We start from the raw sequence: 26,911 nt of genomic DNA, 5'->3' as shown, positions 1-26,911 counted from the left end.
TCAGGCGTCGAGCATCGCCTGAAGCGTCTCGAGCCGATCGGCCTCGAAGGCCGGCTTGTCCCACCTCAGCCTTGAGACGCGCGGAAAGCGCATGGCGACGCCAGACTTGTGACGCGTGGAGCGCGCCAGCCCTTCGAAGGCAACTTCGATGACGAGGCCGTGGTCGGGCTCGGCCCTCACGGAGCGCACAGGGCCGAACCGCTCGATCGTGTTGTCGCGGATGTACTTGTCGAGCTGCTTCAGTTCCTCGTCGGTGAAGCCGAAATAGGCCTTGCCGACCGGCACGAGCTCCGGCTCGTCCGCCGGCCCGGTCCAGACGCCGAACGTGTAGTCCGAATAGAAGGACGAGCGCTTGCCGTGTCCGCGCTGGGCATACATCAGGACGGCATCGATCAGATGCGGGTCCTGCTTCCACTTGAACCACGGCCCCTTGGGGCGGCCCGGTACATAGGTGCTGTCCCAGCGCTTGAGCATCAGCCCCTCGATCACCGGATGCGGCGGCGAGGCGCGCAGTTTCGCCAGATCCTCGAAGGTCTCGAACGGAACGAATGGCGAGATGTCGAAGCGCGTGCGCTCCAGCTTGAGCATGAAGGCGTCCAGCCGCTTGCGCCGCTCGGCGAAGGGCAAAGGCCTCAGATCCTCCTCCCCGTCCTGCAGGAGATCGTAGGCCCGCAGGAAGACCGGATGCTTCTTCATCACGGCTGCCGATACGGTCTTGCGGTTCAGCCGCTGCTGGAGGTCCGAGAAGGTGCCGACGACGATATCGTCCGCATCGCGGGGCCTCTCCGGATCGAGAGCCGGCTCGCCCTTCCCCCGCGCGGCAGGCCGGGCGACCAGAAGTTCGCCGTCCAGCGTGCCGTCGAAGGTCATGAAGTCGGTGAGGTCCGGGAAGGAGCCCGAAATGTCGTCGCCCGTTCGCGAGTAAAGGCGGCGCTGCCCACGCTCCGCGCTCGCCTGCACGCGGATGCCATCCCACTTCCACTCCACCGCATAATCGCCCGGAATGATTCGCGAATAGTCCGGCGCCTCCAGCGGCTGGCTCAGCATCACCGGGCGGAACGGCGCGGCGGCCGCCGAGACTGGCTTTTCATCCCGCCCTTCGAGCCAGGCGAAAAGCGGCTCGTAGGGCGGCACCAGCCCGTGCCAGAGTTCCTCGATCTCGGCGACATCCTTCTGCCCGAAATCTGCCAGCGCCTGCTTGGCCAAGCGTGACGAGACGCCGATGCGCAAAGATCCCGTCACGAGCTTGAGGAGGGCGTAGCGGCCCGAGGAGTCCAGCCGATCGAGCCATTCCTCCACGAGCTTCGGCCCTTGCGCACGGCTCGCGGCGTCGAGCGCGCCGATTACCTCGGCGAGCGTCGGAACGTCGTTCCGCCGATCCCGCTCGCCGTCATTCGGCGCCGGCCAGACAAGCGCGATCGTCTCGGCGAGATCGCCGACATAGTCGTAGGAATAGCCGAACAGCACCGCGTCCATGCGGCTCGCCATCAGCGCGCGCAGCATGGCCGGCTTCACCGAGCGGATGTCGAGGCCGCCGGTCAGGGCCGCCAGCGCATAGCCTCGCTCGGGATCGGGCGTGGAGGCGAAGTGGTCCACCATCAGCTTCAGCTTGCCGTTGCGCGATGGAGTCAGCACGAGGCGGTCGAGGAGTTCAGCGAAGCGTTTCACGAGGCAGGTGTCATCCGGCAGATCTGGCCGGGGAGATAGGCCCCACGCAGGGCCGTGCCAGCGTCAGGCTGCCGCAGGCGGCCGCGTGAAACGCGCCAGCCGGGCGGCGTTGCGAGCCTTTAGATGGTGCCGCGCCGTGAAGACGGCGTCCGCCTCCATGTTCGGCTGTGCGACGAGCCATTCGAGATAGTCGTCCGGCACCTGTGCGATGGCGACGCCCTTGTGCTTGCCGAAGCGCAGTCGCGAGAGGAGCGCCGGCTCGGCCGAAACCCGCTCGGCACGTTCAAAGAAGTCAACGAGGTCGGCACATCGCGGCATCAGGGCGGAGGCGATCGTGCGCAGGAGAACGGCGGTGCAGACGGCGTCGTAGAGGGCGCGGTGCGGATGCAGCCCGTCCATCATCTCCCGGACGTCGGACAGGTCGAGCGGCACATATTTCACGAGCGACTGGAGCCCGTGCGCCCGCACCTGGGGAAAGGCGCGCAAGGCCAGCTTATGCGTGCAGAGCCAGCGCCCCGTCATGCGCAGGCGTGGCCTGTCGAACTCGGCGCGCTGCGCCGCGAAGCTTTCCGCCTTCGCGAAGGGTGCCGCGGCTTCAGCGAAGGGCGGCGCACCGGCCAGCATCTCGTCGCTGATGCGATGGACCTTGCGGGCATGCGGGTTGATGGCCACCCCGCCCGGATCGATCAGCGCCTGCATCGGATTGAAGATCGCACCGGTGAGAAGATCGAGATCGACCGAGCCGATCTCGATCACCGCGTCCTCGGCGAGCCGATGGCCAGCCGTCTCGGTGTCGATCACCCGCACCACGGGCGATGGCGCGACGGCGAAGAGCGAGGGCGTCGAGGGGACGGAGGCGAACAGATCGATCATCTGTCCTTAAGATCGTCCGCCGAAGCGCCGGACGCAAGGCGGCATCCGGTTCATCCCCTCTTTGCGCAATCAGTCGCGTGACGCGCCGGCTTCCTGCTGCGAGCCTTCCGACTCGACGTCCTCTTCCGGGTCGATCGACATGGCGCTGCCGAGTTCCACGGTCTTGGCCGACTTGTCATAGACGCAGATGACGGACTGACGCTCCCCGTCCACCGCCTGACCGGTGACGATCGCCAACCCGTAGCTCTCGGAGCCGAACGGATCGACTACAGCGTCCTTGTCGGCGATCTCGTCTCCCACGGCGTTCAGGCATGCAGCCTCGACGTCGGAGCGGAACGCTTCCCATGCGTCGTCCGACGAGGCCGCGGCGGGCGCGACGGACATCGGCGCGGCGAGAAGTGCCAGCGCGATCAGGGATCGGGCGAACATGCGGTGGGACATCGATCTTTCCTTCTGGCCGCCGGCCTGTCCGGCTTCACGCACCCCAATTGCCATGCGATCGCGGTCGCAAATGAGGCGCCTCGCCGTTTCGTCGAGAGCGCTTTGCCTGCACCCGGCGCTTCTGCTAACGCTCCTGCCCTGTCGCGAAGGGAGGAACCGCCGCAGATGACGATGCCAAGCATTCTGAAGGGCCGCCTGCGGCTGCCGGTCATCGCCGCGCCGCTCTTCATCATCTCAAATCCGCATCTGACGCTTGCGCAGTGCAAAGCCGGGGTCGTCGGCTCCTTCCCTGCGCTGAATGCCCGTCCGCCCGAGCAGTTGGACGACTGGCTGTCCGAGGTCACCGAGACGCTCGCCGCGCATGATGCCGCCAACCCGAACCGCCCCTCCGCACCCTTTGCGGTGAACCAGATCGTCCACCGCTCCAACAAACGGCTGGAGCAGGATCTGGCGCTGTGCGTGAAGCACAAGGTGCCGATCGTCATCACCTCCCTCGGCGCGGTGCCGGAGGTGAACGAGGCAGTCCACTCCTATGGCGGCATCGTCCTGCACGATGTCATCAACAACCGGTTCGCCAACAGCGCCATCCGCAAGGGCGCGGATGGTCTGGTCGCCGTGGCAGCCGGTGCGGGCGGCCACGCTGGCACGCTCTCCCCCTTCGCGCTGGTGCAGGAAATCCGCGCGTGGTTCGACGGCCCGCTCTTCCTGTCGGGCGCGATCGCGACCGGCGACGCGGTGCTGGCAGCGGAGGCCATGGGCGCCGACGGCGCCTATATCGGCTCGGCCTTCATCGCCACGGAGGAAGCCCGAGCAGCCGACGACTACAAGCGCGCGATCGTGGAAGGCGGAGCCTCGGACATCGTCTACTCCAACCTCTTCACCGGCGTTCACGGCAATTATCTTCGGCGCTCTGTCGAGGCAGCGGGGCTGGACCCGGACAATCTGCCCGCCAGCGATCCGTCCAAGATGGATTTCGGCACTGGTGACGGCTCCAAGGCCAAGGCCTGGAAGGACATCTGGGGCTCCGGGCAAGGCATCGGGGCGGTGAAGGACCTCGTGCCGGCGGCCATGCTGATCGACCGGCTCGCGCGCGAATACGCGCATGCGAAGGCACGGTTGGGGGCAAGCGCTTCGGTCTGAAGATTGCGTCTTGAACGCCGCGCACTTTGCGGTTATCAGGGCGTCGTTCCGCAGGCATCGCCCGGAGCCAGAGGCCGCTTTAGCTCAGTTGGTAGAGCACATCATTCGTAATGATGGGGTCAGGTGTTCGAGTCACCTAAGCGGCACCATTTCCTTTTACTTGAATCCCTGATCGCGTTTTCGAGAGCGGCGTCTGCGCTCTGGAACCCGAACGCACTCGTGCGCATATCCGCTCGGCGACTGCCCCTGCGGCTGTCGTACCGATCAACGGGAACCGAGCGATGCACAGCGACGAGAAGCAGATGATCCAGAGCCTCTTCGGCCGGCTGCAGGACGCGGAGCGCTCCGCTCCGCCGCGCGACGCCGAAGCAGACCGCTTCATCCGGGACAGCGTCGAGGCCCAGCCCGGCGCGCCCTACTACATGGCGCAGACCATCATCGTGCAGGAACAGGCGCTCGAGGCGGCCCAGCGGCGCATCGAGGAACTGGAGGGCCAGGGTCAGCGATTAGGCGGCGGCCTTCTCGGTGGCCTGTTCGGCGGTGGCTCGGCCGCATCGCGCCCCGCCGCGCGTCCAATGGGCGTGCCATCCGGCTATCAGGGCTCGGCCGCACAGGCTGCCGCTCCAGAGGGCTCTCCGTGGAACTCCAGCCGCAGCGTGCCCAACGCCGGTTCCGCACGCTCGGGTGGCGGTGGTTTTCTGGCCGGCGCCGCGCAGACCGCGGTCGGCGTCGCGGGCGGCATGGTGCTCGGCTCCATGCTTGGCTCGATGCTGATGGGCGGCGACGAGGCGGTGGCCGACGAGATGCCGGCCGAGCCCGACAGCATGGACGGGGGCGAGGATTTCGGGGCAGACGATGGCGGCGGGTTCGACGACTTCGAGATGTAAGCCTTCAATGGCCGGGCGCCAGCCCGGCCAGCAGCGCCTCGATCTCGTCGAGCCTTTTGACCACGCGGTCGGCTCCGAGTTCTCCGGCGGGGCGGGCCGAGTATCCGCCCTCCAGCACGACCACGGACATGCCGGCCGCCCTCGCGGCCTCGACGTCATATTGCGAATCGCCCACGAACAGTCCCTCGCTCGGCTCGATGCCGAGTTTCTTGCAGGCGAGGAGAATGAGATCGGGCGCCGGTTTACGTGGCACGCCCGCATCGCCGCCGATCACGATCGCCATAGCCTCGGCCAAACCGAAATGGTCGAGGATTTTCTGCGTCGCCGCTTCCGGCTTGTTGGTCACGACGCCGAGGCGGTGACTTCTCTCTGCAAGACCGAGCACGGCCCCCGTGGCTCCGGGATTGAGCGTCGTGAGCTCCGTCGCGCGCGGCCCGTAGATGGCGAGGAACCGATCGACGATCCTGTCGCGCGTCGCCGCGTCCAGCGGCTTGTCCAGCGCTTCATAGGCTCGCTCGATGAGGGTCGGCACGCCACGCCCGACCATCCTGGCGACGGCCTCGATCGTGAACGGCGGCTCGCCGTAGCTTTCCAGCGTCTCGTTGAGCGCAGCGTGGATGTCCGGCACCGAATCGACGAGCGTACCGTCAAGGTCGAACAGGATCGCGGACGGCCAGCGCGCCTGCGTCACGAGAGCGGCTCGGCGAGCATGGCGAGCGTCAGCCAGCGCGCGGCGAAGGCCGGCTTCACGGCACCTTCGATCTCCACCTCGACATCCCAGGTCGACTGGACGCTGACGGCGCGCTCGGCGATCGCCGCCAGGCGGAAACGGCCGCGCACCCGCGCGCCGGATTTCACCGGATTCATGAAGCGCACGCGGTCGAAGCCGTAGTTGATGCCTATCTGCGAACCCTCCACGCCCGGCAGCGCATCGTAGGCGAGCGTCGAAAGCAGCGAGAGCGACAGGAAGCCGTGGGCGATAGTCCCGCCGAACGGCGTCTCCGCCTTCGCGCGCGCCGGATCGACATGAATGAACTGGTGATCGTGCGTAGCGTCGGCGAAGGTGTCGATCATCGCCTGATCGACGAGAAGCCAGTCGGAAACGAAGGCCTCGCCGTCGACATAGCCGCGATAGGTCTCGATCGGCACGAGACGTCTGCGGATCGCGGCTTCTGCGGCTTGGCTCATCCCGTTTTCCTTCTCGCTCCGGCGATCGCTTCACCACGCTCTAGGCTCGAAAACGTGGTCGCGCAAACCGTCGCATCCGCCCGTTGAACTGTGCAGGCGCAGCGACTGGCCCATATAGCCGGCCGAGGGCCCTTCGGCTGAACGTGAATCAAAGTGACAACAGGATAGGCTTATGTGCGGAATCTGCGGTGAAATTCGTTTCGACGGACGTCCGGCTTCGCCGGAACGCATCGAGCGAATGGGCAATTGCCTCGCCCGCCGCGGTCCCGATGGCGCCGGCCAGGTCGTGCGCGGAAATATGGGCCTCGGCCATCGCCGGCTGAAGATCATCGACTTGTCCGAGAAGGCCCAGCAGCCGATGGTCGATCCCGATCTCGGACTGACGATCGCCTTCAACGGCTGCATCTACAACTACCCCGAGCTGCGAGGCGAACTCTCCGCCAAAGGCTACAAATTCTTCTCGCACGGCGACACGGAGGTGATCCTCAAAGCCTATCACGCCTGGGGCAAGGACTGCGTTCAGCGCTTCAAGGGCATGTTCGCTTTCGCCATCCACGAGCGCGATACCGGCCGCGTGATGTTGGCGCGCGACCGTTTCGGCATCAAGCCGCTCTATATCTCACATACGCCCGAGCGCCTTTATCTCGCCTCCTCGCTGCAGTCGATCGTGAAGACCGGGGACGTCGACACGTCGATCGATCGCGAAGCACTTCACCACTACATGAGCTTCCACGCCGTCGTTCCCGCACCGCTGACGATCCTCAAGGGCGTGCGCAAGCTGCCGCCCGCCACGATCCGTCTGGTCGAGCCGGACGGCAGTTTCACGGACGAGATCTTCTGGCAGCCGAGTTTCGGCCTCAAGGCCGGCGAAGAGAGTCTGTCGTCAAACGATTGGCGCGACATGCTGATGGAGAGCCTGAAGGCCGCCGTCGCCCGCCGCATGGTCGCGGACGTGCCGGTCGGCGTGCTCCTGTCGGGTGGGGTCGATTCCTCACTGATCGTCGGGCTGCTGGCCGAAGCCGGCCAGAGCGGACTCAACACATTCTCGATCGGATTCGAGGACGCCAATGGCGAGGTCGGCAACGAGTTCGTCTATTCGGACCTCATCGCCAAGCACTACGGCACGCAGCACCACAAGATCTTCGTGCCGGGCGCCGAGCTGATGGAAAACCTGCCGGGCACGATCGGCGCGATGTCGGAGCCGATGGTCTCCTACGACAATATTGGCTTCTACCTGCTCTCGCGTGAGGTCTCCAAGCACATCAAGGTCGTGCAGTCGGGCCAGGGCGCCGACGAGATCTTCGGCGGATACCATTGGTATCCGCCGATGGCACAGGCGGCCGATCCGTTGGGGGCCTACTTCAAGGCCTTCTTCGACCGCACGCACGAAACGCTCTCGCGCCAGCTTTCGCCGGAGTGGATGGCGGACGGCGACGTCAGCCTCGATTTCGTGCGCCGCCATTTTGCCATCGGCGGCGCGGACGACCCGGTGGACAAGGCGCTCCGGCTCGACAGCCAGATCATGCTCGTCGACGACCCGGTCAAGCGCGTCGACAACATGACGATGGCCTGGGGGCTGGAGGCACGCGTGCCCTTCCTCGATCATGAACTGGCCGAGCTTGCCGCGCGCATGCCCTCCGCGGAGAAGCTCAAGCAGGGCGGCAAGGGCGTCCTCAAGGAAGTGGCTCGGCAGGTGATCCCGTCGGAGGTGATCGACCGCAAGAAGGGATACTTCCCCGTCCCGCAGCTCAAATACATCTCCGGGCCCTATCTCGACATGGTTCGCGATGCCCTGTCGACACAGGCCGCCCGCGAGCGCTCGCTCTTTCGGCAGGACTATCTCGAGACGCTGTTCGCCGACCCGACCTCCCACATCACGCCGCTCCAGGGCTCGGAACTCTGGCAGGTGGCGCTTCTTGAGATGTGGCTCCAGACGCAGGAGCTTTGACGATGGCCGATGCGCGAAATCGGCATCACGGATACGGGCACCGGCTGAAACGGATGCGCAGCTACGGCTCCAAGCCGCCGATTGCCGGATACGGGGAGGAAGCGCCGGCGGCGGTCAACGCGTCGATCGACTGCGGCTGGGGCAGGCTCTTCTTCGGCCAGACCTTCTTCGAACCCGGCCCTCTCCTGGAGGGGCTGGAAGAAGAAGGGCCGGATCGACGCGACATCGCCTTCTACATCCGCGATCCGCACGTCCTTCTCGGCCATGCGCCACAGGAACTCTTCCTCGACCCGTCGCACACCTACCGGCTCGACCTGTCGACCTATCGTCCGAGCCGCAGGCGTCCGCGCGGTTTCTTCGTGCGCCGGCTTTCTTCCGTTTCTGACGCGACCGAGGTCAACCGCATCTATCAGAGCCGCCGCATGGTGCAGGTCGATCCGGACTTCTTCTGGTCGAACCGCGACAACCGCGCCCTCACCTACTTCGTCGCCGAGGACGAGACGACAGGCGCCATCCTCGGCACGGTCACTGGCGTCCATCACGGCCGAGTCTTCGACGACCCGGAAAACGGCTCCTCGCTGTGGTGCCTCGCCGTCGATCCGCAGACCCCGCATCCGGCCGTCGGCGAGGCCTTGGTGCGCCGGCTGGCCGAGCATTATCAGGCGCGTGGCTGCGCCTACATGGACCTTTCGGTGATGCACGACAACGAGGCCGCCATCGGCCTCTACGACCGGCTGGGCTTCTACCGCGTGCCCTTCTTCGCGGTGAAGCGTCGCAACCAGATCAACGAACGTCTGTTCACCGGCGGCCAGGAGGCCGACGAGGGACTGAACCCCTATGCCGGCATCATCGTCGAGGAGGCGCGCCGGCGCGGCATCCAGGTCGACATCCTCGATGCGGCAGGCGGCTTCTTCCGCCTGACCTACGGAGGGCGATCGGTGCGCTGCCGCGAGAGCCTGTCGGAGCTCACCTCCGCCGTCGCCATGTCGATCTGCGACGACAAGAGCACGACGCGGCGGCTCGTGTCCGAGGCTGGCGTCAAGGTGCCCGAACAGATCGTGGCGGATGACGAAGGTGAGCTGGCCTCCTTCATCGAGAAGCACGGGTCGATCGTGGTCAAGCCCGCGCGGGGCGAACAGGGCCGCGGCATCGCCGTCGGCATCGAGACGATGGACGAGGCGCGGATCGCCGTCGCCGAGGCGAAGAAGGAGTGCGAGCGGGTGCTTGTCGAATCCTGCTTCGAGGGGTCCGACCTGAGGCTGATCGTCATCGACTTCAAACTCGTGGCCGCCGCGGTGCGGCGCCCGGCCGAGATCGTCGGCGATGGCCGGACAAGCGTGCGCAAGCTGATCGAGAGTGTTTCGCGCCGCCGTGCCGCTGCGACCCACGGCGAAAGCCGCATTCCGATGGACGGCGAGACCGAGCGCGCAGTGCGCGCGGGTGGCTACGAGATGGACGACATCCTGCCGCAGGGCGAGTCGCTGACGGTGAGACGGACGGCGAATCTCCACACCGGCGGCACGATCCACGACGTCACCGGCATCGTACATCCGCGGTTGGTGGAGGCCGCGATCGCCGCGGCTCGCGCGATCGACATCCCCGTCACAGGCATCGACCTGATGATCAAGGACCCGCGTGAGCCGGACTACGTCTTCATCGAGGCGAACGAACGGCCGGGCCTCGCCAACCACGAGCCCCAGCCGACGGCCGAGCGCTTCGTGGACCTTCTCTTTCCGCTCTCGATGCCGGCCTCGGCGCGCGTTGCACGACGGCGCATGCCGCCCCTTAGCTGATCGGCGCTCGAAGGCGGGCCTCGTCCTCGCCACGCCATTCCTTTAGAAGCATCCAGACCGTGCGGCCCACCCGCGCGACGACCAATTGCAGGAGCAGTCCGTGCCGCGGCTCGCCATCGACAACCACTATCTGCTCGACCAACTCAAGGCGCTTTTGAAGATCCCGAGCCCGACGGGCTACACCGACACCGTGGTGCGGCACGTCACACAGGAACTCCAGCGCCTCGGACTGACGGTCGAACTGACGCGTCGCGGCGCGATCCGAGCGATCCGCCAGGGCTCGCGCCGGGCTTCGGCCCGAGCCATTGTCGGCCATGTCGACACGCTCGGCGCGCAAGTAAAAAACCTCAAGGCCAACGGACGGCTTGAACTCGTGCCCATCGGCCATTGGTCGGCGCGTTTTGCCGAAGGCGCGCGCGCCACGATCTTCTCCGAGAAGGGCTCCTATCGCGGCACGATCCTGCCTCTGAAGGCGTCCGGCCACACCTTCAATGAAGAGGTGGATACCCAACCCGTCGGCTGGGCGCATGTGGAGCTTCGAATCGATGCCCTCTCGCGCGATCGCACCGAACTCGACAGGCTCGGCATCGAGGTGGGCGACACGGTGGCCATCGATCCGCAACCCGAATTCCTCGACAACGGCTTCATTGTCTCGCGCCATCTCGACGACAAGGCGGGCGTCGCCGTCATGCTCGCGGCCATCGAGGCGCTCGAGCGCGAGAAGGCCGTCACGCCCGTCGACACCCACTGGCTCTTCACCATCGCCGAGGAAGTCGGTGTGGGCGCGGCCTCGATCCTGACGCCGGAAATCGCCTCCATGCTGGCGATCGACAACGGCACCACCGCGCCCGGCCAGAACTCGTCGGAGTTCGGCGTCACCATCGCGATGGCCGACCAGACGGGCCCGTTCGACTACCATCTGACGAAGAAGCTCGTACGGCTCTGCGTCGAAGAGGACATCCGCTACCAGAAGGACGTCTTCCGCTACTACCGTTCCGACTCGGCTTCCGCGCTGGAGGCCGGCCATGACGTGCGCACCGCGCTCATCACATTCGGCGTCGACGCCTCGCACGGCTGGGAGCGCGTCCACATCCACGCTCTGCGTTCGCTCGCCGAACTGGTGACGGCCTACACGACGGCCCCGGTGGAGATCACGCGTGACCGCAACATCCACGCCGGGATCGAAGGGTTCACCCGCCAGCCGCTCGCAGAGGCCGCTCAGGAACTGGCAGAGGATTCCGAGCCGGCGGAGTAGCACCTGCCACCCGCCACGGATGGGTGAAGACCTCGAACTCTTCACCGCGCGCGATCGCGACCAGCGTAACGCCCGCGCCTTCCGCGGCGCGGATCGCGAGCGCGGTCGGGACCGAAACAGCCGCGATCAGCCCCGTGCCCATCACTGCCGCTTTCTGGATCAGCTCAACCGAGACGCGGCTCGTGATGGTCAGGAACCCGGCGGCAGAGTCTATCCCCTCGCTCGCAAGATGCCCAGCTACCTTGTCCAGCGCGTTGTGGCGACCCACGTCCTCACGCGTCACGACATGACCGCGCTCATCGTGGAACGCAGCGGCATGCACCGCACGGGTGCGTGCGCCCAGCACCTGATGCGTGGACATCGCATCCATCGCACGGGCGATCTCGTGGCCGGAAAGGCTGGCCTCCGCCGTCACCATCGGCAGTTCCCGCGCGGCCAGTTCGAGGCTCTCGACACCGCATAACCCGCAGCCGACCGGGCCTGTCATCTGCCGGCGCCTCTGCACGTAGGTCGACGCCCGCTCGGCCGTCAGCCACAGCCGGCAGTCTAGGCCGAGCTCGCTCGCCTCGATCTCCAGCCGCTCGATCTCGTCGGGCACTGCGATGATGCGCTCGTTCAGGGCGAGCCCGAGCGCCAGATCGCGCACGTGGTCAGGTGTTGCCATCATCACAGCGTGGGTCGAGCCATTGACGGAGATGGCGATCGCCGTCTCCTCCGGCACCTCTCGCGGGGCGGTGACGAACTGCCCGCCGCGATAGGCGATCATCACGACTTGTCCGCTCGTCTCAAGAGCCTGCGTCATCACCGTCACTCATGGTTCATCCTGAAAGGCAGACTGCCACGATCGCCGCGCGCTGACGATGCCGCAAATCGACATGTCGGCATTGGATCGATAATAATAAGTCTATATTATTTTTACCGTTTACGCTGTTTCCGGCCGCTCTGAACAGGTGGCAGAACACGCGCCCGCAGCGCATCCGCTCGAAGAAGGTCTCCTGCCTTGAGTGAACTCGAATTGACCGCACAGCTTTCTGCGCTTGTGCAGGTGCTTCTGATCGACATCGTTCTGGCCGGCGACAATGCCGTTGTTGTCGGTCTCGCGGCGGCTGGCGTCGCGCGCGAGCAGCGCAACCGCGTCATCTTCTGGGGCATTGCCGCCGCAGTCGTCCTGCGCATCGCCTTCGCGTTGATTGCGGTGCATCTCCTCGCGATCGTCGGGCTGACGCTTGCGGGCGGCATCCTGCTCCTGTGGGTCTGCTGGAAGATGTTCCGCGAAATCCGTTCAGGCGCGCACGCTGAGGTGGACAAAGAAGCGCTCGAAGCCGGCAGGCAGAAGAGCTTCGGACAGGCCGTCTTCCAGATCGTCGTCGCCGATCTCTCGATGTCGCTCGACAACATTCTCGCCGTCGCGGGGGCCGCGCGCGAACATCCGTCTGTCCTCGTCCTCGGCCTCCTTATCTCGGTAACATTAATGGGCGCGGCGGCCTCGTTGATCGCCCGGCTTCTCGCGCGCCACCGGTGGATCGCCTGGATCGGCCTTCTCGTCATCGTCTATGTGGCGATCGGGATGATCTGGCGCGGCGGGGGCGAAGTCGCGTGCGCGGGCGTCCTGCCTGCGCTATGTCCCGCCTGAGCGGAGACAGACCATGACAGACATGAACCTTTCGCAGCTCGGCGCCGATGCGCGCCCGGCCGCAAGCCCCGAAGAAGCCGTCCTGGAGACGGTGCCCTACAAGCGGCTCGAGACGGGCGCTCCTGCCATCGTGCGCTTCACCTGCCCCGAATTCACGTCCCTCTGCCCCGTCACGGGCCAGCCGGACTTCGCCCATCTCGTGATCGACTACGCGCCGGACGAAAGGCTCGTGGAATCGAAGTCGCTGAAGCTTTTCCTGACGAGCTTTCGCAACCACGGTGCCTTCCACGAGGACTGCACGGTGATGGTCGCGACCCGCATCGTGGAGGCGACGAAGCCCCTGTGGCTGCGCATTGGCGGCTACTGGTATCCGCGCGGCGGCATCCCGATCGACGTGTTCTGGCAGACGGGCGAGCCCCCGGCTGGGGTCTTCCTGCCGGACCAGGGCGTTCCCCCCTATCGCGGGCGCGGTTGAACGACGCCCCGGCTTTCATTACAGCCGTTCCAAGGCGTCCGTTGGGGCGTGGGGAAGGACAGGGCATGGAACTCGACAGGATCGAAGACGCGATCGCCGCGATCGCCGCCGGTGAACTGGTGGTCGTGGTGGACGACACCGACCGCGAGAACGAGGGCGACCTCATCATGGCCGCCTCGAAGGCGACGCCGGAAACCATCGCCTTCATGATCCGCCACACGAGCGGCATCCTGTGCGTGCCCATGACAGAAGAGCGCGCCGATGCGCTCAACCTGCCGCCGATGGTCGCCAACAATCTCGACCCGATGCGCACGGCATTCACCGTCTCGGTCGACTACCGGATCGGCATGACGACCGGCATCTCGTCCGAGGAACGCGCCAACACCGCGCGCGCGCTCGCCAACGACAACGCCACGGCGCGTGACTTCCTGCGCCCGGGCCACATGTTCCCGCTGATATCGCGAGAAGGCGGCGTCCTCACACGTTCGGGCCACACCGAGGCGGGCACCGATCTTGCGCGCCTCGCCGGCCTCGAGCCCGTCGGCGTCCTCGCCGAAGTGGTCAACGACGACGGCACGGTGAAGCGGCTGCCCGAACTGATCCCCTTCGCCCGCGACAATGGGCTGAAGATCATCTCCATCGAGGACCTGATCTCCTATCGCATCCGCCGCGAAAGCTTTGTCTCCAGCCTCGACGAGCGTGAGGCGGTGATCGGAGGAATGCGCGCTCGCGTGCGCATCTACGGCACACCCTTCGATGACATGCAGCATGTCGTGGTCCTCTTCGGCGACGTGCGCTACGCCGAGAAGGTGCCGACGCGCATCCACCGCGAGCAGCCGGTGCAGGACCTCTTCGATCGCACGCGCGGGACGCCCAACTGGGCGGAGATTGCCATCGAACAGGTTCGGGCTGCCGGCGGGGTCGGCATCCTCATGCTTCTACGCACGCCCGAGATCGACTGCGGAGAGATCGAGGTAGAGCTCTCCGAGGCGCCGCGCGACGGCGAGAAGCACGCGAGCGCCCGTGCCCGCTCGCAGCGTTGGCGCGATATCGGTGTCGGCGCGCAGATCCTGCGCGACATCGGCGCTCGATCCATTGCCGTGATCGCGACACATGAACGCGCTTATGTGGGTCTCACAGGCTTCGGGATCGACGTGGCCGCCACCATCATCGTCGAGGATTGATGCACCCTTCCCCCGCCGCAGGAGAGCCAGAGGACGAGTGCGAGGCTGACCGCCGCGACACGACGGTTCCGGCCAGACGGCTGCGGGCCTTCCTGGCTGGACCCAGCGCGCGAATGCGCCGGATGGCGCTCTCGCGGGGGGCGGCGCTCCTGCATGACGTGATCGCCGGCTCGCTGGCCTTCATCTTTTCGATCGCGCTTCGCCAGGACGCCTCGGTCTTCCTCGGCGAATTGTGGGACTACGCCGTCGCCAGCCTCGCCTTCGGAGTCCTCGTCGGCATCACCGGCCTTCTGGTCGGGATGAACCGCGGCATCTGGCGCTATGCCTCGCTGGACGATCTCGTCGCCATCGTGAAGACCGCCACCATCGCGGTCGGCCTCTTCATCGTGATGCACTTCGTTCTGGTGCGTCTGGAAGGCATCCCGCGCTCCACGGTTCTGATCTCTTGGTCGATCCTCATCATCTTCCTGTCGGCGCCCCGCGCTTTGTATCGACTGTATCGCAATGCGCGCGACGCGAAGCGGCAGATGCGCCTGCAGACGTCGCCGGTACGCCGCGCCATCGTGGTCGGCGCAAACGACAATGCCGAGATCTTTCTGAAATACGCCCGCGAGCACAGCGCAAAGCTCTTCGAGGTCGTGTCCATCGTGGACGAGCGCGAGCGACGGGTCGGCCGCTACATGCGTGACGTGCGGATCGACGGCGGAGTCGCGGACCTGCCGCGCATCGTCGATCGCCTCACCCAGCGTGGACGCAAGCCCGATGCGGTGATCCTGGCGCGCTCCTTCAGCGACTACGACAGCCATGCCAAGCTGGAAGAGCTGATCGCGGTGGCGAGCGAACTCGGCCTGGAGGTCCTGCGCCTGCCGAACCTGCTCGACATCCGGAACGCAATCTCCGAGATCGACATCCAGCCGATCCGGTTGGAAGACCTCCTCCAGCGGCGGCCGCTGACGTTCGACCCACGCGCCGTGCCCGGCTTCATCGAGGGCCGCAAGGTGCTGATCACCGGTGCCGGCGGCTCGATCGGCTCGGAACTCGCAAGGCAGATCGCGGCCATGCGCCCGGCGCGGCTCGTGCTTCTCGATTCGAGCGAGTTCCTTCTCTATTCGGTCGAGCAGGAGTTGCGCGCCGGCTGGCCCGACATCGAAATCGAGGCCATTCTCGGCAATGTGCGAGAGCGCGAGAACATCGCCCGGACCTTTATGGCCAGGCGGCCCGACGTGATCTTCCACGCAGCTGCGCTCAAGCACGTGCCGATGGTCGAGCAGCAGCCGCTCGAGGGCCTTGCGACGAACGTTCTAGGCACCTGGCACGTGGCCGAGGCGGCCGTGCGCGCGGGCGCGCAGGCGGTCGTCATGGTCTCCACGGACAAGGCGGTGAACCCGCTGAGCGTCCTGGGCGCCAGCAAGCGGCTCGCGGAGATGATCTGCCAGGGCCTCGACGTCCAGGCGGGTGAAACCGGAACGCGCTTCGTCACCGTGCGCTTCGGCAACGTCCTCGGCTCGGCCGGGTCGGTCATCCCGCTCTTCGAGAAGCAGCTTCGCGCGGGCGGGCCGCTGACCGTCACGCACCCGGAGATCGAACGCTACTTCATGACGATCGCCGAGGCCTGCATGCTCATCCTGCAGGCGACGGTCCACCAGACGCGCGACGGCGCCAACAACGGCCGCATCTTCGTCCTTGATATGGGACGGCCGGTGAAGATCAGCGATCTGGCAAGGAACGTCATCCGACTTGCCGGCCGGCGTCCCGACGTAGACATCAAGCTCGAATTCACCGGGCTTCGCCCCGGCGAGAAGTTGTTCGAGGAGTTGTTCGACGAAGCCGAGATGATCGGTGAGTCCGGCGTTCCCGGTCTTCTCGTCGCCGCACCGCGCCTGATCGAGACCGATGAGGCGCTGAAGGTGGCCGACGAGATGGCGCGTCATGTAGCGAACGGCGATCTCGACGCCGCGATCGAGCTTCTTTCGGCCAACGTTCCCGAGTTCACCGTCAGCGAGGCGCTCGGGCGTCAGCTCCGCTCGGCGCCCAAAGCGCGCCTGAAGAGCATTGCCCGCACCGCGCCGACGATGATCGCAGCAAAGTAGTCAGCCCGCCCGCAGGCGCTCGATGATCGCGGAGAAATCACGGCCGCCCTCCCCCGTTTCCGCAAAGGCCGTGTAAATGTCCCGCGCATGCGCACCGAGCGGCGTATGCGCGCCGCTCGAGGCGGCCGCCTCCTGCGCGAGCGTCAAATCCTTCAGCATCAGCGCAGCGGCAAAGCCCGGTCTGTATTCCCTGTTAGCAGGCGAAGCCGGCACGGGGCCGGGCACAGGGCAATAGGTCGTCAACGACCAGCACTGCCCAGACGAGGTGGACGCCACATCGAACAGCGCTTGGTGCGAGAGGCCGAGCTTTTCGGCAAGGACGAACGCTTCGCAGACGCCGATCATCGAGATGCCGAGGATCATGTTGTTGCAGATCTTCGCCGCCTGCCCCGCGCCGCCCTCCCCGCAATGGACGATCCGGCCACCCATCGCGGAAAGAAACGGCTCGGCCCGGTGAAAGGCCTCCGCACTCCCGCCCGCCATGAAGGTCAGCGTGCCCGCGGCCGCTCCGCCGGTGCCGCCCGAGACCGGCGCGTCGAGCGATGCGATTCCGGCTTGCGCGGCCGCTTCATGCGCCTTTCTTGCGCTGTCGACGTCGATCGTCGAGCAGTCGATCATCAGCGCACCCGCAGGAAGTTGCGGCAGGATTTCGCTCCAGGCCGACAGGACATGATGGCCGGCAGGGAGCATGGTGATGACGGTGGCCGCACCTTCCAGGGCCTCGGCGAGAGTTCCGGCAACTTCGAGGTCGGCCGCTTCGGCACTCGCGAAAGCCGTTTCGGAGAGATCGAAGCCGCAGACGGAATACCCTGCCTTCTTCAGGTTCAGGGCCATCGGCAGGCCCATGTTGCCAAGGCCGACAAATGCGGTTCGCTGGGTCACTGGGCAGCCTCCTGCCGTGTGAAGGGAGGCCTCATATCTCCCTGCGGCGCAAAACGCTCCGGCGGAACGACCGGCGCCTCGGCAAGCGTTGCCGGCGACCATTTCGGATTGCGATCCTTGTCGATGACCGCTGCTCGCACGCCCTCGTAATAGTCCGGGCGGGCCAAGGTGCCGATCGCCGCGACATATTCGTGGATGAGGCACTCCTCTAGGGTGCGCGCCTTCGCGCCGAGCCAGAGCAGCGTCTCGGTGTCGCGAAGGCTCGTCGGGGAGCGCGAGAGAATCGTCTGCCGCGTCTTCTCGGCGAAATCGCTGCCATCGGCCGCCAGTGCTTCCAGCACTTCCTCGATGGTCTGCCGGCCGAAGGCCCGCGCGATGGTCGGTCCGTGCGCGGCGAAGACGCCCGCCGGAGCCTCTGCCGCATGCCGGGCGATCATCTCTTCGATGTGCGCGGCTCGCGCACCGATGAGATCATTGCGCAGCCCGGCCAGCCGGTCCGCCGGCACCATCGCGTCGGCAAGACCGGCTGCGATCACGTCCGCCGCGCCGACGATCTCGCCCGTCAACGCGAGGAAGCGTCCGAAGCCGCCCGGCGCGCGCGGGAGGCGGTATGTCGCACCGACGTCAGGGATGAAGCCTATGCCGACCTCGGGCATCGCAAAGCGGGTGCGATCCGTCACGATGCGGTGCCGCGCATGGATCGAAAGGCCGGCGCCACCGCCCATCACGATGCCGTCCATCAGGACGACGACGGCTCTTTGGAACGACGCAATGCGCGCGTTCAACTCGTACTCCTCGCGCCAGAACCGTTCGGCCTCTCCCGTGCCAGCGCGTCCGGCCTCTGCGATCGCACGGATGTCGCCGCCCGCACAGAAGGCGCGCCCGCCCTCGCCTTCGAGGAGAATCAACGCGATGCCGGGATCGCCTTCGAAATCGTCGAGAGCGCCATTGATCTCGCGCACCATCGAGAGCGTCAGCGCGTTGAGAGCCTTCGGCCGGTTGAGACGGATCACGCCGGCCGTCCCTTCCCGCTGCACGATCACTTCGCCGCTCTCTGTCATTGCCGGCCCCCGATGATGGAACGCGCCACGATAAGGCGCATGATTTCGTTGGTGCCCTCCAGGATCTGGTGGACGCGCAGGTCGCGCACGATCTTCTCGATCCCGTATTCGGCGAGATAGCCGTAGCCGCCGTAAAGTTGCAGCGCTTCGTTGGCGACGGCAAATCCGGCATCGGTGACGAAGCGCTTGGCCATCGCGCAGAACTGCGTCGCGCTCGGGTCGCGCGCATCCAGTGCGGCAGCGGCGCGCCAGAGGAAGGAGCGCGCCGCCTCGAGCTCCGTGGCCATGTCGGCGACGCGGAACTGGAGCGCCTGAAACGTCTCGAGCTTCGCGCCGAAGGCCTGCCGCTCGCCCATGTAGACGAGGGTCTTCTCCAACGCGCTCTGCGCCCCGCCGAGCGAACAGGCGGCGATGTTGAGCCGTCCCCCGTCGAGGCCCGCCATCGCGATCGAGAACCCCTCACCCTCCGCGCCCAGCCGGTTCGCGACCGGCACGCGCGCGCCGTCAAAGATCGCGACACGTGTCGGCTGCGCATTCCAGCCCATCTTGCGCTCGTTCGCGCCGAACGACAGACCCGGCGTGTCCTTCGGCACGACCAGCGCAGAAATGCCCCTCGGTCCCTCCCCGCCTGTTCGCACCATGACGACGTAGAGATCAGCCGCGCCGGCGCCCGAGATGAACTGCTTGGACCCGGTAACCACATAGTCGTCACCCTCGCGCACGGCCCGCGTTTTCAGCGCTGCGGCATCGGAGCCCGATCCCGGTTCGGTCAACGCGTAGGCCCCGATCGCCTGCATCGATGTCATCGCCGGCAGGATAGCTTCGCGAAGCTCCGGCATGCCGAAACGGTCGATCATCCAGGCGGCCATGTTATGGATCGACAGGAACGCCGCGACCGTCGGACAGCCGGTCGCCAGCGCCTCGAAGATCAGCGCGGCATCGAGGCGCGACAGGCCCGAGCCGCCGACATTCTCGCGAACCGTGATGCCGCCCATGCCGAGCGCGGCCGCCTCCCGCAGAGTCTCGACGGGGAAATGCCTGCGCTCATCCCAGTCGAGCGCGTTGGGCGCGATCTTTTCGTCAGCGAAATCGCGGGCCATGGCCCGAATCGCGAGTCGCTCCTCGTCGAGCCCGAATGTCGAGGCCATCTCCGCCGTCTCCTCCCCTCGTCCGTCCTCGCCGCCCTCCCGTGCGGCGCACCCCTACTCCATCGTCGGGATGGAGAATTGCGCGCCTTCCTTCACGCCGGAAGGCCAGCGTGAAGTGACGGTCTTCGTCTTGGTGTAGAAGCGGATGGAATCCGGACCGTGCTGGTTGAGATCGCCGAACCCGGAGCGCTTCCAGCCACCGAAGGTGTAGTAGGCGATCGGTACCGGGATCGGCACGTTGATGCCGACCATTCCGACCTCCACCTTGGCGGCAAAATCACGCGCCGCGTCGCCGTCGCGCGTGAAGATCGCGACGCCGTTTCCGTATTCGTGCTCGGACGGGAGCTTCAGGGCTTCACCGTAATCCTTGGCGCGCACGACCGAAAGGACGGGTCCGAAAATCTCCTCCTTGTAGATGCGCATGTCAGGCGTCACTTCGTCGAAGAGGCAGCCGCCTAGATAGAAGCCGTCCTCGTAGCCCTGCATCTTGAAATCGCGCCCGTCGACAGCGAGCCGCGCGCCTTCCTTCACGCCGATATCGATGTAGTTCCGCACGCGCTCCACGGCCTCGCGCGTAACCAACGGCCCGTAGTCGGCCGAAGAATCCGTCGACAGGCCGATCTTCAGCCCTTCGACCCGCGGCACGAGCTTCTCCATCAACGCGTCGGCCGTCGCCTGCCCGACCGGCACGGCCACGGAGACGGCCATGCAGCGTTCGCCGGCCGACCCGTAGCCGGCGCCGATCAAAGCGTCGACGGCCTGGTCCATGTCGGCGTCCGGCATGATGATCATGTGGTTCTTGGCGCCGCCGAAGCACTGCGCGCGTTTGCCCGCGGCCGTCGCGCGGCTGTAGACATATTCGGCGATGGGCGTCGATCCGACGAAGCCGACGGCCTTGATGTGCGGATCGTCGAGGATCGCGTCGACGGCCGTCTTGTCGCCGTTGACGACGTTGAGGATGCCGGCGGGCAGGCCCGCCTCGATCATCAGCTCGGCCATGCGCATCGGAACGCCCGGATCGCGTTCGGATGGCTTGAGGATAAACGCATTGCCGCAGGCGATGGCCGGCGCGAACTTCCAGAGCGGAATCATCGCGGGAAAGTTGAACGGCGTGATGCCGGCGACGACGCCGAGCGGCTGGCGCATGGAGTAGACATCGATGCCGGGCCCGGCATTGTCGGTGAACTCGCCCTTCATCAGATGCGGAACGCCCAGCGAAAACTCGGCCACCTCGACGCCGCGCTGGATATCGCCCTTCGCGTCCAGCACCGTCTTGCCGTGCTCGCGGGCGAGAAGATCCGCCAGACTATCGACCTCGTCGGCGACGAGTTGGAGAAAGCGCATCATCACGCGGGCGCGCCGCTGCGGGTTCACGGCAGCCCAGGCAGGCTGCGCGGCCTTGGCGTTCTCCACCGCGCGGCGCACCTCGTCGGCGCCGGCCAGCGCGACCTTTCCGACGACCTCGCCCGTCATCGGCTGGAAAATGTCGGAGCTTCGCCCCGAACGCCCGGCGACATGCTCTCCACCGATGAAATGCCCGACGTCCCGCATGCAGTCCTCCCTTGCCGTACCCTGTCCTGCTCGACGATTTGTAGGACGAAACGTCAGAGCCCGCCAAGGGACGGCGGCAGAAAGACGGCCGATGAGCAAATTGCGATCGCCCCCGCGGCCCTGGAGAGGAGCGATAGCGATAGCGAGGAAAAACGATGATGGCTGGGGCGCCTGGATTCGAACCAGGGAATGGCGGTACCAAAAACCGCTGCCTTACCGCTTGGCTACGCCCCAACGCCGCGACGGCGCGCTTCTATAGCTCGTTGCCCGAAGGCACGCAACGCATCCGCGGCTCTGCGTTTTCATGCCGGCGAACGTGTTTTCGGCTCTTGCCCGCCGCGATGGCGCCCGCTATACACCCGGCGGCTTCGGAGTGTAGCGCAGCCTGGTAGCGCACCTCGTTCGGGACGAGGGGGTCGCAGGTTCGAATCCTGCCACTCCGACCACTCCAATCACCACAGTCACTATGGATTTCGTGAGCCTTTCCGAAATTCCAGCGGCAACAGAAACAACTGCCGGAAGCCTGCCCGCGAGGGGCGCTCGCGAGGCGGGTTTCGCAGCCCGTTGCGTACAATCGATCGTGGCTCTGCATGATTCGAGGGTGGCGATCATTAGGGCGGCAACACTCGAACTTTGCCGAAAAGGCTCTTCAACGTCGGAAGACGAGGCCGTACCGAACTATGCCAGTCAAGATCGCTGGAGAGTGAGCGCTGCTGCCGAATTGCCCCACCTACTCGTATAGCCCTGGCATCCAGAGCGAGAGCACTGGCAGAAAGCTGATAGCCAGAAGGTTGACGAAGACCACGACCACGAAAGGCAGGATGTAGCGAGACAGGCGGGAGATGCCTGAGCCGGAAATCTGCGAAGCCACGAAGAGGTTCAGCCCGACCGGCGGCGTGAACATGCCCATGGCCAGATTGACCACGACGATCACCCCGAAATGCACCGGATGAACGCCAAAGGTCTGCGCGATCGGCAGGAGGATCGGGGTGAAGATCAGGATCGCCGCCGCTGCCTCCAGGAACATGCCGACGAGGAGCAGGAGCAGGTTGACGAGGATCAGGAACAGGATCGCGTTGTCGATCGAGCCGACGACGAGGTTGGAGACCATGCCCGGCACCTGCAGGGACAGGATGATGCGACCGTAAAGGCCTGCGGTGGCGATGATGACAAGCACGATCGCGGCCGTCACCGCGGATTTGCGGAAGATTCCCGGCAGATCCGCTAGGCCGATCTCTCGATAGACGACGACTCCGACGAAGAGCGAATAGACGACGGCGATCACGGCGGCTTCGGTCGGTGTGACGATGCCGCCGTAGATGCCGCCGAGCACGATCATCGGCATGAGGATGGCGAGGATCGCGCTCCGCCCCGCCTTCATAATGTCGCCGAGGCTTGCGGCCTCCTCGCGCACATGCGGATGACCGAGCGCATAGACATAGGCGTAGACCATCAGGGACAGCGCGACGAGAATGCCGGGGATCACGGCCGCGACGAACATGTCGCCCACGGAGACGTTGGCTGAAATAGCATAGAGGATCAGCGGGATCGAAGGCGGAATGATCACGCCGAGTGCGCCGGAGGCGGCCTGGTTGGCGGCCGCATAGTCGCGGTTATAGCCCCTTGCGATCATGGCCGGGATGAGGATCGAGCCCACTGCGGCCGTGGTTGCCGTGCCCGAACCGGAGATCGCCGCGAAGAAGAGGGACGTTACGATGGCGACGATGGCGAGGCCCCCCGTCGTCGCGCCCACCAGCGTGTTCGAGAAATCGACGAGGCGGCGCGAGATGCCGCCCGACTGCATCAGAAAGCCGGCGAGGACAAAGAACGGGATTGCGAGCAGCGGGAATGAGTTGATAGAGCGGATCGTTTCCTGCGGGACGATCAGCATCGGCATCAGCGATCCCTGCCAGATCGTGGCGATAGCCGCGATACCGAGCGCGAAGGCGATCGGAACGCCGAGCAGCAGAAGGGCGAGAAGAAGCCCGAAGAGAAGCGCGATCATTCGCTCAATGCCTCTTTCTCTGCAAGAACGGGTTCCTCGCCTGTCGCCTTGTCGATCAGAAGACCGGCCGCGTTGATGAGGATGAGGACGGCGCCGGCTGGCATGGCGCCATAGAGCCAAAGCATGGAGATGCGCGTGCTGGGCGCGGTCTGGGCTGAGACGCGCTCGGCAAGGGACCAGCCCTCCTTCAAGAGAACCAGCGCAAAGACAGCGACGAGTAGCACGACGCTGATCTCCACAAACCGCGCGATGCGCTTCGGCGCGAACTCGGAAACGATGTCGACCGAGATGAGCGCCCCGTAGCGGAAAGCGTAGCCGGCGCCGAGCATCGTCATCCACACCATCGAGAAACGCGCGATTTCCTCCGAGAAGGTCAGCGGGCTCCCCATCACGTAGCGCGCGAAGACCTGCCAGGTGATCAGCACCGTCATCACGGCGAGCAGCGTGGCGATGAGCCACCCCACCAGCCAGTTCAAACCGTGCGTGGCACGGTTCGCCGCCTTCAATATCGCTTGCATGATCGCTCTCCGGCGTGCCTGGACGAGGAGGCCCGGCACGACCGACGCGTGCGCGGACCTGCCTGCTTTGCTGGGATCAGGGCTGGAAGCCGCGGGCAGCCTCGACGAGTTCCGCGCCTACAGTCGGGGTCCAGTTCTCGATCACCGGCTGCACCCTTTCGGCGAAAGCATCGAGGTCGGGTTCCGTCACCTCCATGCCGAGTTCGGCGAGGCGTTCCTTGTACTCAGCTTCGAGGCGCGCACTCGCCTCGCGCTGAACGGGAAGCGCCAGAGCCGCTGCTTCCAGAACGATCGCCTGATCTTCTTCGGGAAGGGAATTGAAGAGGTCACGCCCCATCATCAACGGGGCCGGCGAATAGACATGCTGCGTAAGGTTCAGATAGCGCTGCACCTCGTAGAAATTGACGTCGTAGATCGTGGGCAGCGGGTTTTCCTGGCTGTCCATCACGCCCTGCTGGAGCGCGGTGAAGACCTCCGTCCAGGCCATGGGCGACGCGTTGGCGCCGAGCGCCTGCCAGGTGTCGACCTGCACGCGGCTTTCCTGTGTGCGGTGGTTGATGCCCCGCAGATCGTCCGGTGTGTGGAGGGGGCGAACATTGTTGGTGTTGTGCCGGAAGCCGTTCTCCATCCAGGCGATGATCTTGGCGCCCGTCGCGTCCTCCAGCTGCTGAGCCAACTGGTCCCCGTACTCGCTGTCGAGGAAGGCGTGTGCCTGGTCGTAGCTCGTGAAGATGTAGGGCAGATCGAACAGCAAGAACGGATCGGAGAAGCCGCCCATCGGCCCGGTGGACGTGATGCCGGCATCGATGATGCCGAGCCCGACACCCTCCACGACCTCGCGTTCGCCGCCCAGAGCATTGTCGTAATGGGGGCGGATCGACAGGCGCCCATCCGAAAGCCGCTCCAGTTCCTCGCCGAACTTCAGGACGCCGATACCCTGATGGGATTCGGGTCCGAGCGGCAGGCTGACGTCGAAGACACGTTCCTGAGCGCCGGCCGTCGCGACGGTGGCGAGAGCCGCAATACCCGACAGGGCGATGGTGATGGTTCTCATGGTGATTTCCTCCCGAAATCGATTGTCGTCTATTCTTAGCCTGTAATATTCAGCCCGCCGTCCAGCCGCCGTCGACGAGGACGGCACTGCCCGTCATCAGCGACGAGGCGTCGCTGGCGAGGAACAGGGCCGCTCCGGTGATGTCCTCGACCTGCCCCAATCGGCCGAGCCTGATCTTATTCAACGTTTCCTCGCGAAACGCGGGGTCGGTGAAGTACGGCCGCGTGAGCGGCGTTTCGATAAAGGTCGGGCAGATCGTGTTGACCCGGATGCCATGCGGCGCGAGCTCCATCGAAGCGGCCTTCGTCAGCCCTTCGAGACCCCATTTCGTCGCGCAGTAGAGCGAACGGTTCGGTGCGCCGACATGCCCCATCTGGGAGGACATGCTGATGATCGACCCTCCCGTCCCGAGCGCGATCATCCGGCGCGCGGCGGACTGGAGGGCGAAGAAGGCGGCACGAGCATTCAGGTCCGCGACCGCGTCGTAATCGTCCTTTTCGACTTCGATCAACGGCTTTGGCCGGTTGGTGCCTGCGTTGTTGACGAAGACGTCGAGGCATCCGATGCCGTCGATCGCGGCACGAAAGCCGGCGATGTCAGTCACGTCAATCGCCAACGCCTCGGCTTTGTAGCCCGCGTCGCGGATAGCCGAGGCCGCTTCTTCGATCTCGGCTCCCGTGCGCGCGCAGAGCCAGACTTCGGCGCCTGCCTGCGCAAAGGTCTCGGCGATGGCCCGGCCGATGCCGCGCCCTGCGCCTGTCACGACCGCGGATCGGCCTTCCAGCGAAAAGGATGGCATTGGCGTCATTGCGCGGCGCTCGCATAGGGCACGGTCTGGCCGCCGTGACGCCTGACGCGGACATTGCCTTGCTCGGCGTGGCCGGCAAAACCCTCGAGCATCGAAAGGCGCGAACAGTAGCGGCCGATATCGGCCGCCGCCTCGTCGGTGGTGATGCGCTGATAGGTATGCGTTTTGAGGAACTTGCCAACCCATAGCCCGCCAGTGTAGCGGCCCGCCTTCTTTGTCGGCAGCGTATGGTTCGTGCCGATCACCTTGTCTCCGTTCGCCACATTCGTGCGCGGCCCGAGGAACAGCGCCCCGTAGGCGGTCATGTTCTCGAGATACCAGTCGTCGCGATCGGTCATCACCTGTACGTGCTCGGACGCGATCTCCTCGGCGGCGGCGAGCATCTCCTCATGCGTGTCGCACACGATGACGGCGCCGTAGTCGCGCCAACTCGCACCCGCGGTGGCGGCCGTCGGCATGATGCCGAGAAGACGGTCGATCTCCGAGAGCGTCGCCAGCGCGAGCTTGCGAGAAGTCGTCAGGAGGATCGCCGGAGAGTTGAAACCGTGCTCCGCCTGCCCGAGAAGGTCTGTCGCGCACAATTCCGCGTCCACCGTCTCGTCCGCGATCAGCAATGTCTCGGTCGGGCCGGCGAAGAGGTCGATGCCGACTCGCCCGTAAAGCTGGCGTTTAGCCTCGGCCACGAAGGCGTTGCCCGGCCCGACCAGCATGTCCACCGGCGCAATGGTCTCGGTGCCGAGGGCGAGCGCCCCGACGGCCTGGATGCCGCCCATCACGTAAATTTCGTGCGCGCCTCCCCAGTGCATCGCGGCGATGACGGCCGCGTTGGGTGCTCCCTTGAAGGGCGGGGTGGCCGCCGCGATGCGTGGCACGCCGGCGACAGAAGCCGTCAGCACCGACATGTGGGCCGAGGCCACCATCGGAAACTTGCCGCCTGGCACGTAACAACCGACCGCCTGCACCGGGATGTGCTTGTGGCCAAGCGTGACGCCGGGCAGCGTCTCTACCTCCACGTCGCGCATGCTGGCCCGCTGGATCTCCGCGAAGTTGCGCACCTGCGCCTGCGCGAAGCGGATGTCCTCGATCTCGCGCGCGTCCAGTGTTCCGATCAGCGCGTCGATCTCGGACTGCGAAAGCCGGTACAAGGCCGGTTCATAGCCGTCGAAGCGCGCACTCATCTCGCGCACGGCTGCGTCACCGCGCGTCTCGATGTCGGCGAGTGCCGCTTCGACCTGAGTGCGCACCGCGCGGTCGTCCTCGTTGCGCTCGGTATCGGCCTTGCCACACTTGATGTGTTCGACTGCCATCT

At 65.8% G+C, this 26,911-nt stretch carries 24 protein-coding genes and 3 tRNA genes; 11 read left to right on the top strand and 16 right to left on the bottom strand.

Going from position 1 to position 26,911, the window contains the following annotated elements; translation table 11 throughout:
• From H1343_RS07600 to H1343_RS07590, 3 genes are all read right to left on the bottom strand, one after another.
• The gene (locus tag H1343_RS07600; protein WP_185985276.1) at positions 1–1,668 is read right to left on the bottom strand and encodes a cisplatin damage response ATP-dependent DNA ligase; all 1,668 of its coding nucleotides are present in this window, start codon (positions 1,666–1,668) and stop codon (positions 1–3) included.
• A 63-nt stretch (positions 1,669–1,731) separates the two neighbouring features.
• Complete coding sequence (locus tag H1343_RS07595) at positions 1,732–2,541, bottom strand: exonuclease domain-containing protein (protein WP_185985275.1); 810 nt, start codon at positions 2,539–2,541, stop codon at positions 1,732–1,734.
• A gap of 69 nt (positions 2,542–2,610) precedes the next feature.
• The gene (locus tag H1343_RS07590) at positions 2,611–2,982 is read right to left on the bottom strand and encodes a hypothetical protein (protein WP_343048908.1); all 372 of its coding nucleotides are present in this window, start codon (positions 2,980–2,982) and stop codon (positions 2,611–2,613) included.
• Between the two features lie 165 nt (positions 2,983–3,147).
• On the opposite strand from H1343_RS07590, the gene H1343_RS07585 reads away from it, so the two are divergent.
• The 3 genes from H1343_RS07585 to H1343_RS07575 all read left to right on the top strand — a co-directional run bounded on the left by H1343_RS07585 (position 3,148) and on the right by H1343_RS07575 (position 5,009).
• Positions 3,148–4,122 (top strand): NAD(P)H-dependent flavin oxidoreductase, encoded by a 975-nt coding sequence (locus tag H1343_RS07585; RefSeq protein ID WP_185985274.1) that lies wholly within the window; start codon positions 3,148–3,150, stop codon positions 4,120–4,122.
• A gap of 73 nt (positions 4,123–4,195) precedes the next feature.
• Positions 4,196–4,271, top strand: a tRNA-Thr gene (locus tag H1343_RS07580).
• A 132-nt stretch (positions 4,272–4,403) separates the two neighbouring features.
• Positions 4,404–5,009: a DUF2076 domain-containing protein gene (locus H1343_RS07575; protein WP_185985273.1), complete on the top strand. Its 606-nt coding sequence runs from the start codon at positions 4,404–4,406 to the stop codon at positions 5,007–5,009.
• A gap of 4 nt (positions 5,010–5,013) precedes the next feature.
• On the opposite strand, the gene gph is transcribed toward H1343_RS07575, so the two are convergent.
• Together gph and H1343_RS07565 are read right to left on the bottom strand one after the other, a co-directional pair.
• Entirely contained in the window at positions 5,014–5,700 is a 687-nt protein-coding gene (gene gph, locus H1343_RS07570; RefSeq protein WP_185985272.1) for a phosphoglycolate phosphatase, read from the bottom strand.
• Positions 5,697–6,197: a MaoC family dehydratase gene (locus H1343_RS07565; RefSeq protein WP_185985271.1), complete on the bottom strand. Its 501-nt coding sequence runs from the start codon at positions 6,195–6,197 to the stop codon at positions 5,697–5,699. Before H1343_RS07565 ends, gph begins: the two co-directional genes overlap by 4 nt.
• Before the next feature lie 172 nt (positions 6,198–6,369).
• Here H1343_RS07565 and H1343_RS07560 point away from each other — a divergent pair, with 172 nt between their 5' ends.
• The 3 genes from H1343_RS07560 to H1343_RS07550 all read left to right on the top strand — a co-directional run bounded on the left by H1343_RS07560 (position 6,370) and on the right by H1343_RS07550 (position 11,193).
• Complete coding sequence (locus tag H1343_RS07560) at positions 6,370–8,145, top strand: N-acetylglutaminylglutamine amidotransferase (protein ID WP_185985270.1); 1,776 nt, start codon at positions 6,370–6,372, stop codon at positions 8,143–8,145.
• A gap of 2 nt (positions 8,146–8,147) precedes the next feature.
• A complete protein-coding gene (gene ngg / locus H1343_RS07555; protein ID WP_185985269.1) occupies positions 8,148–9,938 on the top strand; it encodes an N-acetylglutaminylglutamine synthetase in 1,791 nt (596 codons plus the stop codon).
• Positions 9,939–10,038: 100 nt separating this feature from the next.
• The gene (locus tag H1343_RS07550) at positions 10,039–11,193 is read left to right on the top strand and encodes an osmoprotectant NAGGN system M42 family peptidase (protein ID WP_185985268.1); all 1,155 of its coding nucleotides are present in this window, start codon (positions 10,039–10,041) and stop codon (positions 11,191–11,193) included.
• Here H1343_RS07550 and fdhD read toward each other — a convergent pair.
• Positions 11,129–11,995, bottom strand: a complete 867-nt coding sequence (gene fdhD / locus H1343_RS07545; protein WP_185985267.1) for a formate dehydrogenase accessory sulfurtransferase FdhD — start codon at positions 11,993–11,995, stop codon at positions 11,129–11,131. The two genes, H1343_RS07550 and fdhD, sit on opposite strands and share 65 nt — an antisense overlap.
• A 198-nt stretch (positions 11,996–12,193) precedes the next feature.
• Between fdhD and H1343_RS07540 the strand changes: the two genes are divergently transcribed.
• From H1343_RS07540 to H1343_RS07525, 4 genes are all read left to right on the top strand, one after another.
• The gene (locus H1343_RS07540) at positions 12,194–12,826 is read left to right on the top strand and encodes a TerC family protein (RefSeq protein ID WP_185985266.1); all 633 of its coding nucleotides are present in this window, start codon (positions 12,194–12,196) and stop codon (positions 12,824–12,826) included.
• A 13-nt stretch (positions 12,827–12,839) separates the two neighbouring features.
• Positions 12,840–13,301, top strand: a complete 462-nt coding sequence (queF, locus tag H1343_RS07535) for a preQ(1) synthase (protein WP_185985265.1) — start codon at positions 12,840–12,842, stop codon at positions 13,299–13,301.
• Between the two features lie 65 nt (positions 13,302–13,366).
• Entirely contained in the window at positions 13,367–14,485 is a 1,119-nt protein-coding gene (gene ribB, locus H1343_RS07530; RefSeq protein ID WP_185985264.1) for a 3,4-dihydroxy-2-butanone-4-phosphate synthase, read from the top strand.
• Positions 14,486–14,607: 122 nt separating this feature from the next.
• On the top strand, positions 14,608–16,575 hold the full coding sequence (locus tag H1343_RS07525) for a polysaccharide biosynthesis protein (protein WP_185985263.1): 1,968 nt from the start codon (positions 14,608–14,610) through the stop codon (positions 16,573–16,575).
• On the opposite strand, the gene mmsB is transcribed toward H1343_RS07525, so the two are convergent.
• From mmsB to H1343_RS07500, 5 genes are all read right to left on the bottom strand, one after another.
• Positions 16,576–17,421 carry a 3-hydroxyisobutyrate dehydrogenase gene (mmsB, locus tag H1343_RS07520; RefSeq protein ID WP_246333569.1) on the bottom strand — a complete coding sequence of 282 codons (846 nt, stop codon included), beginning with the start codon at positions 17,419–17,421 and terminating at the stop codon, positions 16,576–16,578. It abuts the gene before it with no gap.
• A gap of 32 nt (positions 17,422–17,453) precedes the next feature.
• Positions 17,454–18,518: an enoyl-CoA hydratase/isomerase family protein gene (locus H1343_RS07515; RefSeq protein WP_185985262.1), complete on the bottom strand. Its 1,065-nt coding sequence runs from the start codon at positions 18,516–18,518 to the stop codon at positions 17,454–17,456.
• Positions 18,515–19,666, bottom strand: a complete 1,152-nt coding sequence (locus H1343_RS07510; RefSeq protein WP_185985261.1) for an acyl-CoA dehydrogenase family protein — start codon at positions 19,664–19,666, stop codon at positions 18,515–18,517. Before H1343_RS07510 ends, H1343_RS07515 begins: the two co-directional genes overlap by 4 nt.
• 54 nt (positions 19,667–19,720) lie before the next feature.
• On the bottom strand, positions 19,721–21,217 hold the full coding sequence (locus H1343_RS07505; RefSeq protein WP_185985260.1) for a CoA-acylating methylmalonate-semialdehyde dehydrogenase: 1,497 nt from the start codon (positions 21,215–21,217) through the stop codon (positions 19,721–19,723).
• Positions 21,218–21,376: 159 nt separating this feature from the next.
• Positions 21,377–21,451, bottom strand: a tRNA-Gln gene (locus H1343_RS07500).
• A gap of 135 nt (positions 21,452–21,586) precedes the next feature.
• On the opposite strand from H1343_RS07500, the gene H1343_RS07495 reads away from it, so the two are divergent.
• Positions 21,587–21,663: transfer RNA gene (locus H1343_RS07495), tRNA-Pro, on the top strand.
• Positions 21,664–21,947: 284 nt separating this feature from the next.
• Here the strand turns inward: H1343_RS07495 and H1343_RS07490 are convergent.
• From H1343_RS07490 to hisD, 5 genes are all read right to left on the bottom strand, one after another.
• Positions 21,948–23,222 (bottom strand): TRAP transporter large permease, encoded by a 1,275-nt coding sequence (locus tag H1343_RS07490; protein ID WP_185985259.1) that lies wholly within the window; start codon positions 23,220–23,222, stop codon positions 21,948–21,950.
• Positions 23,219–23,740, bottom strand: coding sequence for a TRAP transporter small permease (locus tag H1343_RS07485; RefSeq protein ID WP_185985258.1), 522 nt, complete (start codon positions 23,738–23,740; stop codon positions 23,219–23,221). Before H1343_RS07485 ends, H1343_RS07490 begins: the two co-directional genes overlap by 4 nt.
• A gap of 76 nt (positions 23,741–23,816) precedes the next feature.
• Positions 23,817–24,794: a TRAP transporter substrate-binding protein gene (locus H1343_RS07480; protein WP_185985257.1), complete on the bottom strand. Its 978-nt coding sequence runs from the start codon at positions 24,792–24,794 to the stop codon at positions 23,817–23,819.
• A 49-nt stretch (positions 24,795–24,843) separates the two neighbouring features.
• On the bottom strand, positions 24,844–25,593 hold the full coding sequence (locus H1343_RS07475; RefSeq protein ID WP_246333456.1) for an SDR family NAD(P)-dependent oxidoreductase: 750 nt from the start codon (positions 25,591–25,593) through the stop codon (positions 24,844–24,846).
• Positions 25,594–25,598: 5 nt separating this feature from the next.
• On the bottom strand, positions 25,599–26,909 hold the full coding sequence (gene hisD / locus H1343_RS07470; RefSeq protein WP_185985255.1) for a histidinol dehydrogenase: 1,311 nt from the start codon (positions 26,907–26,909) through the stop codon (positions 25,599–25,601).
• Between the last annotated feature and the right edge of the window lie 2 nt (positions 26,910–26,911).

It is taken from the genome of Aureimonas mangrovi, from assembly GCF_014058705.1.
GTDB classification, from domain to species: Bacteria; Pseudomonadota; Alphaproteobacteria; order Rhizobiales; family Rhizobiaceae; genus Aureimonas; species Aureimonas mangrovi.
This window is presented reverse-complemented; position numbering and strand designations above follow the sequence as displayed.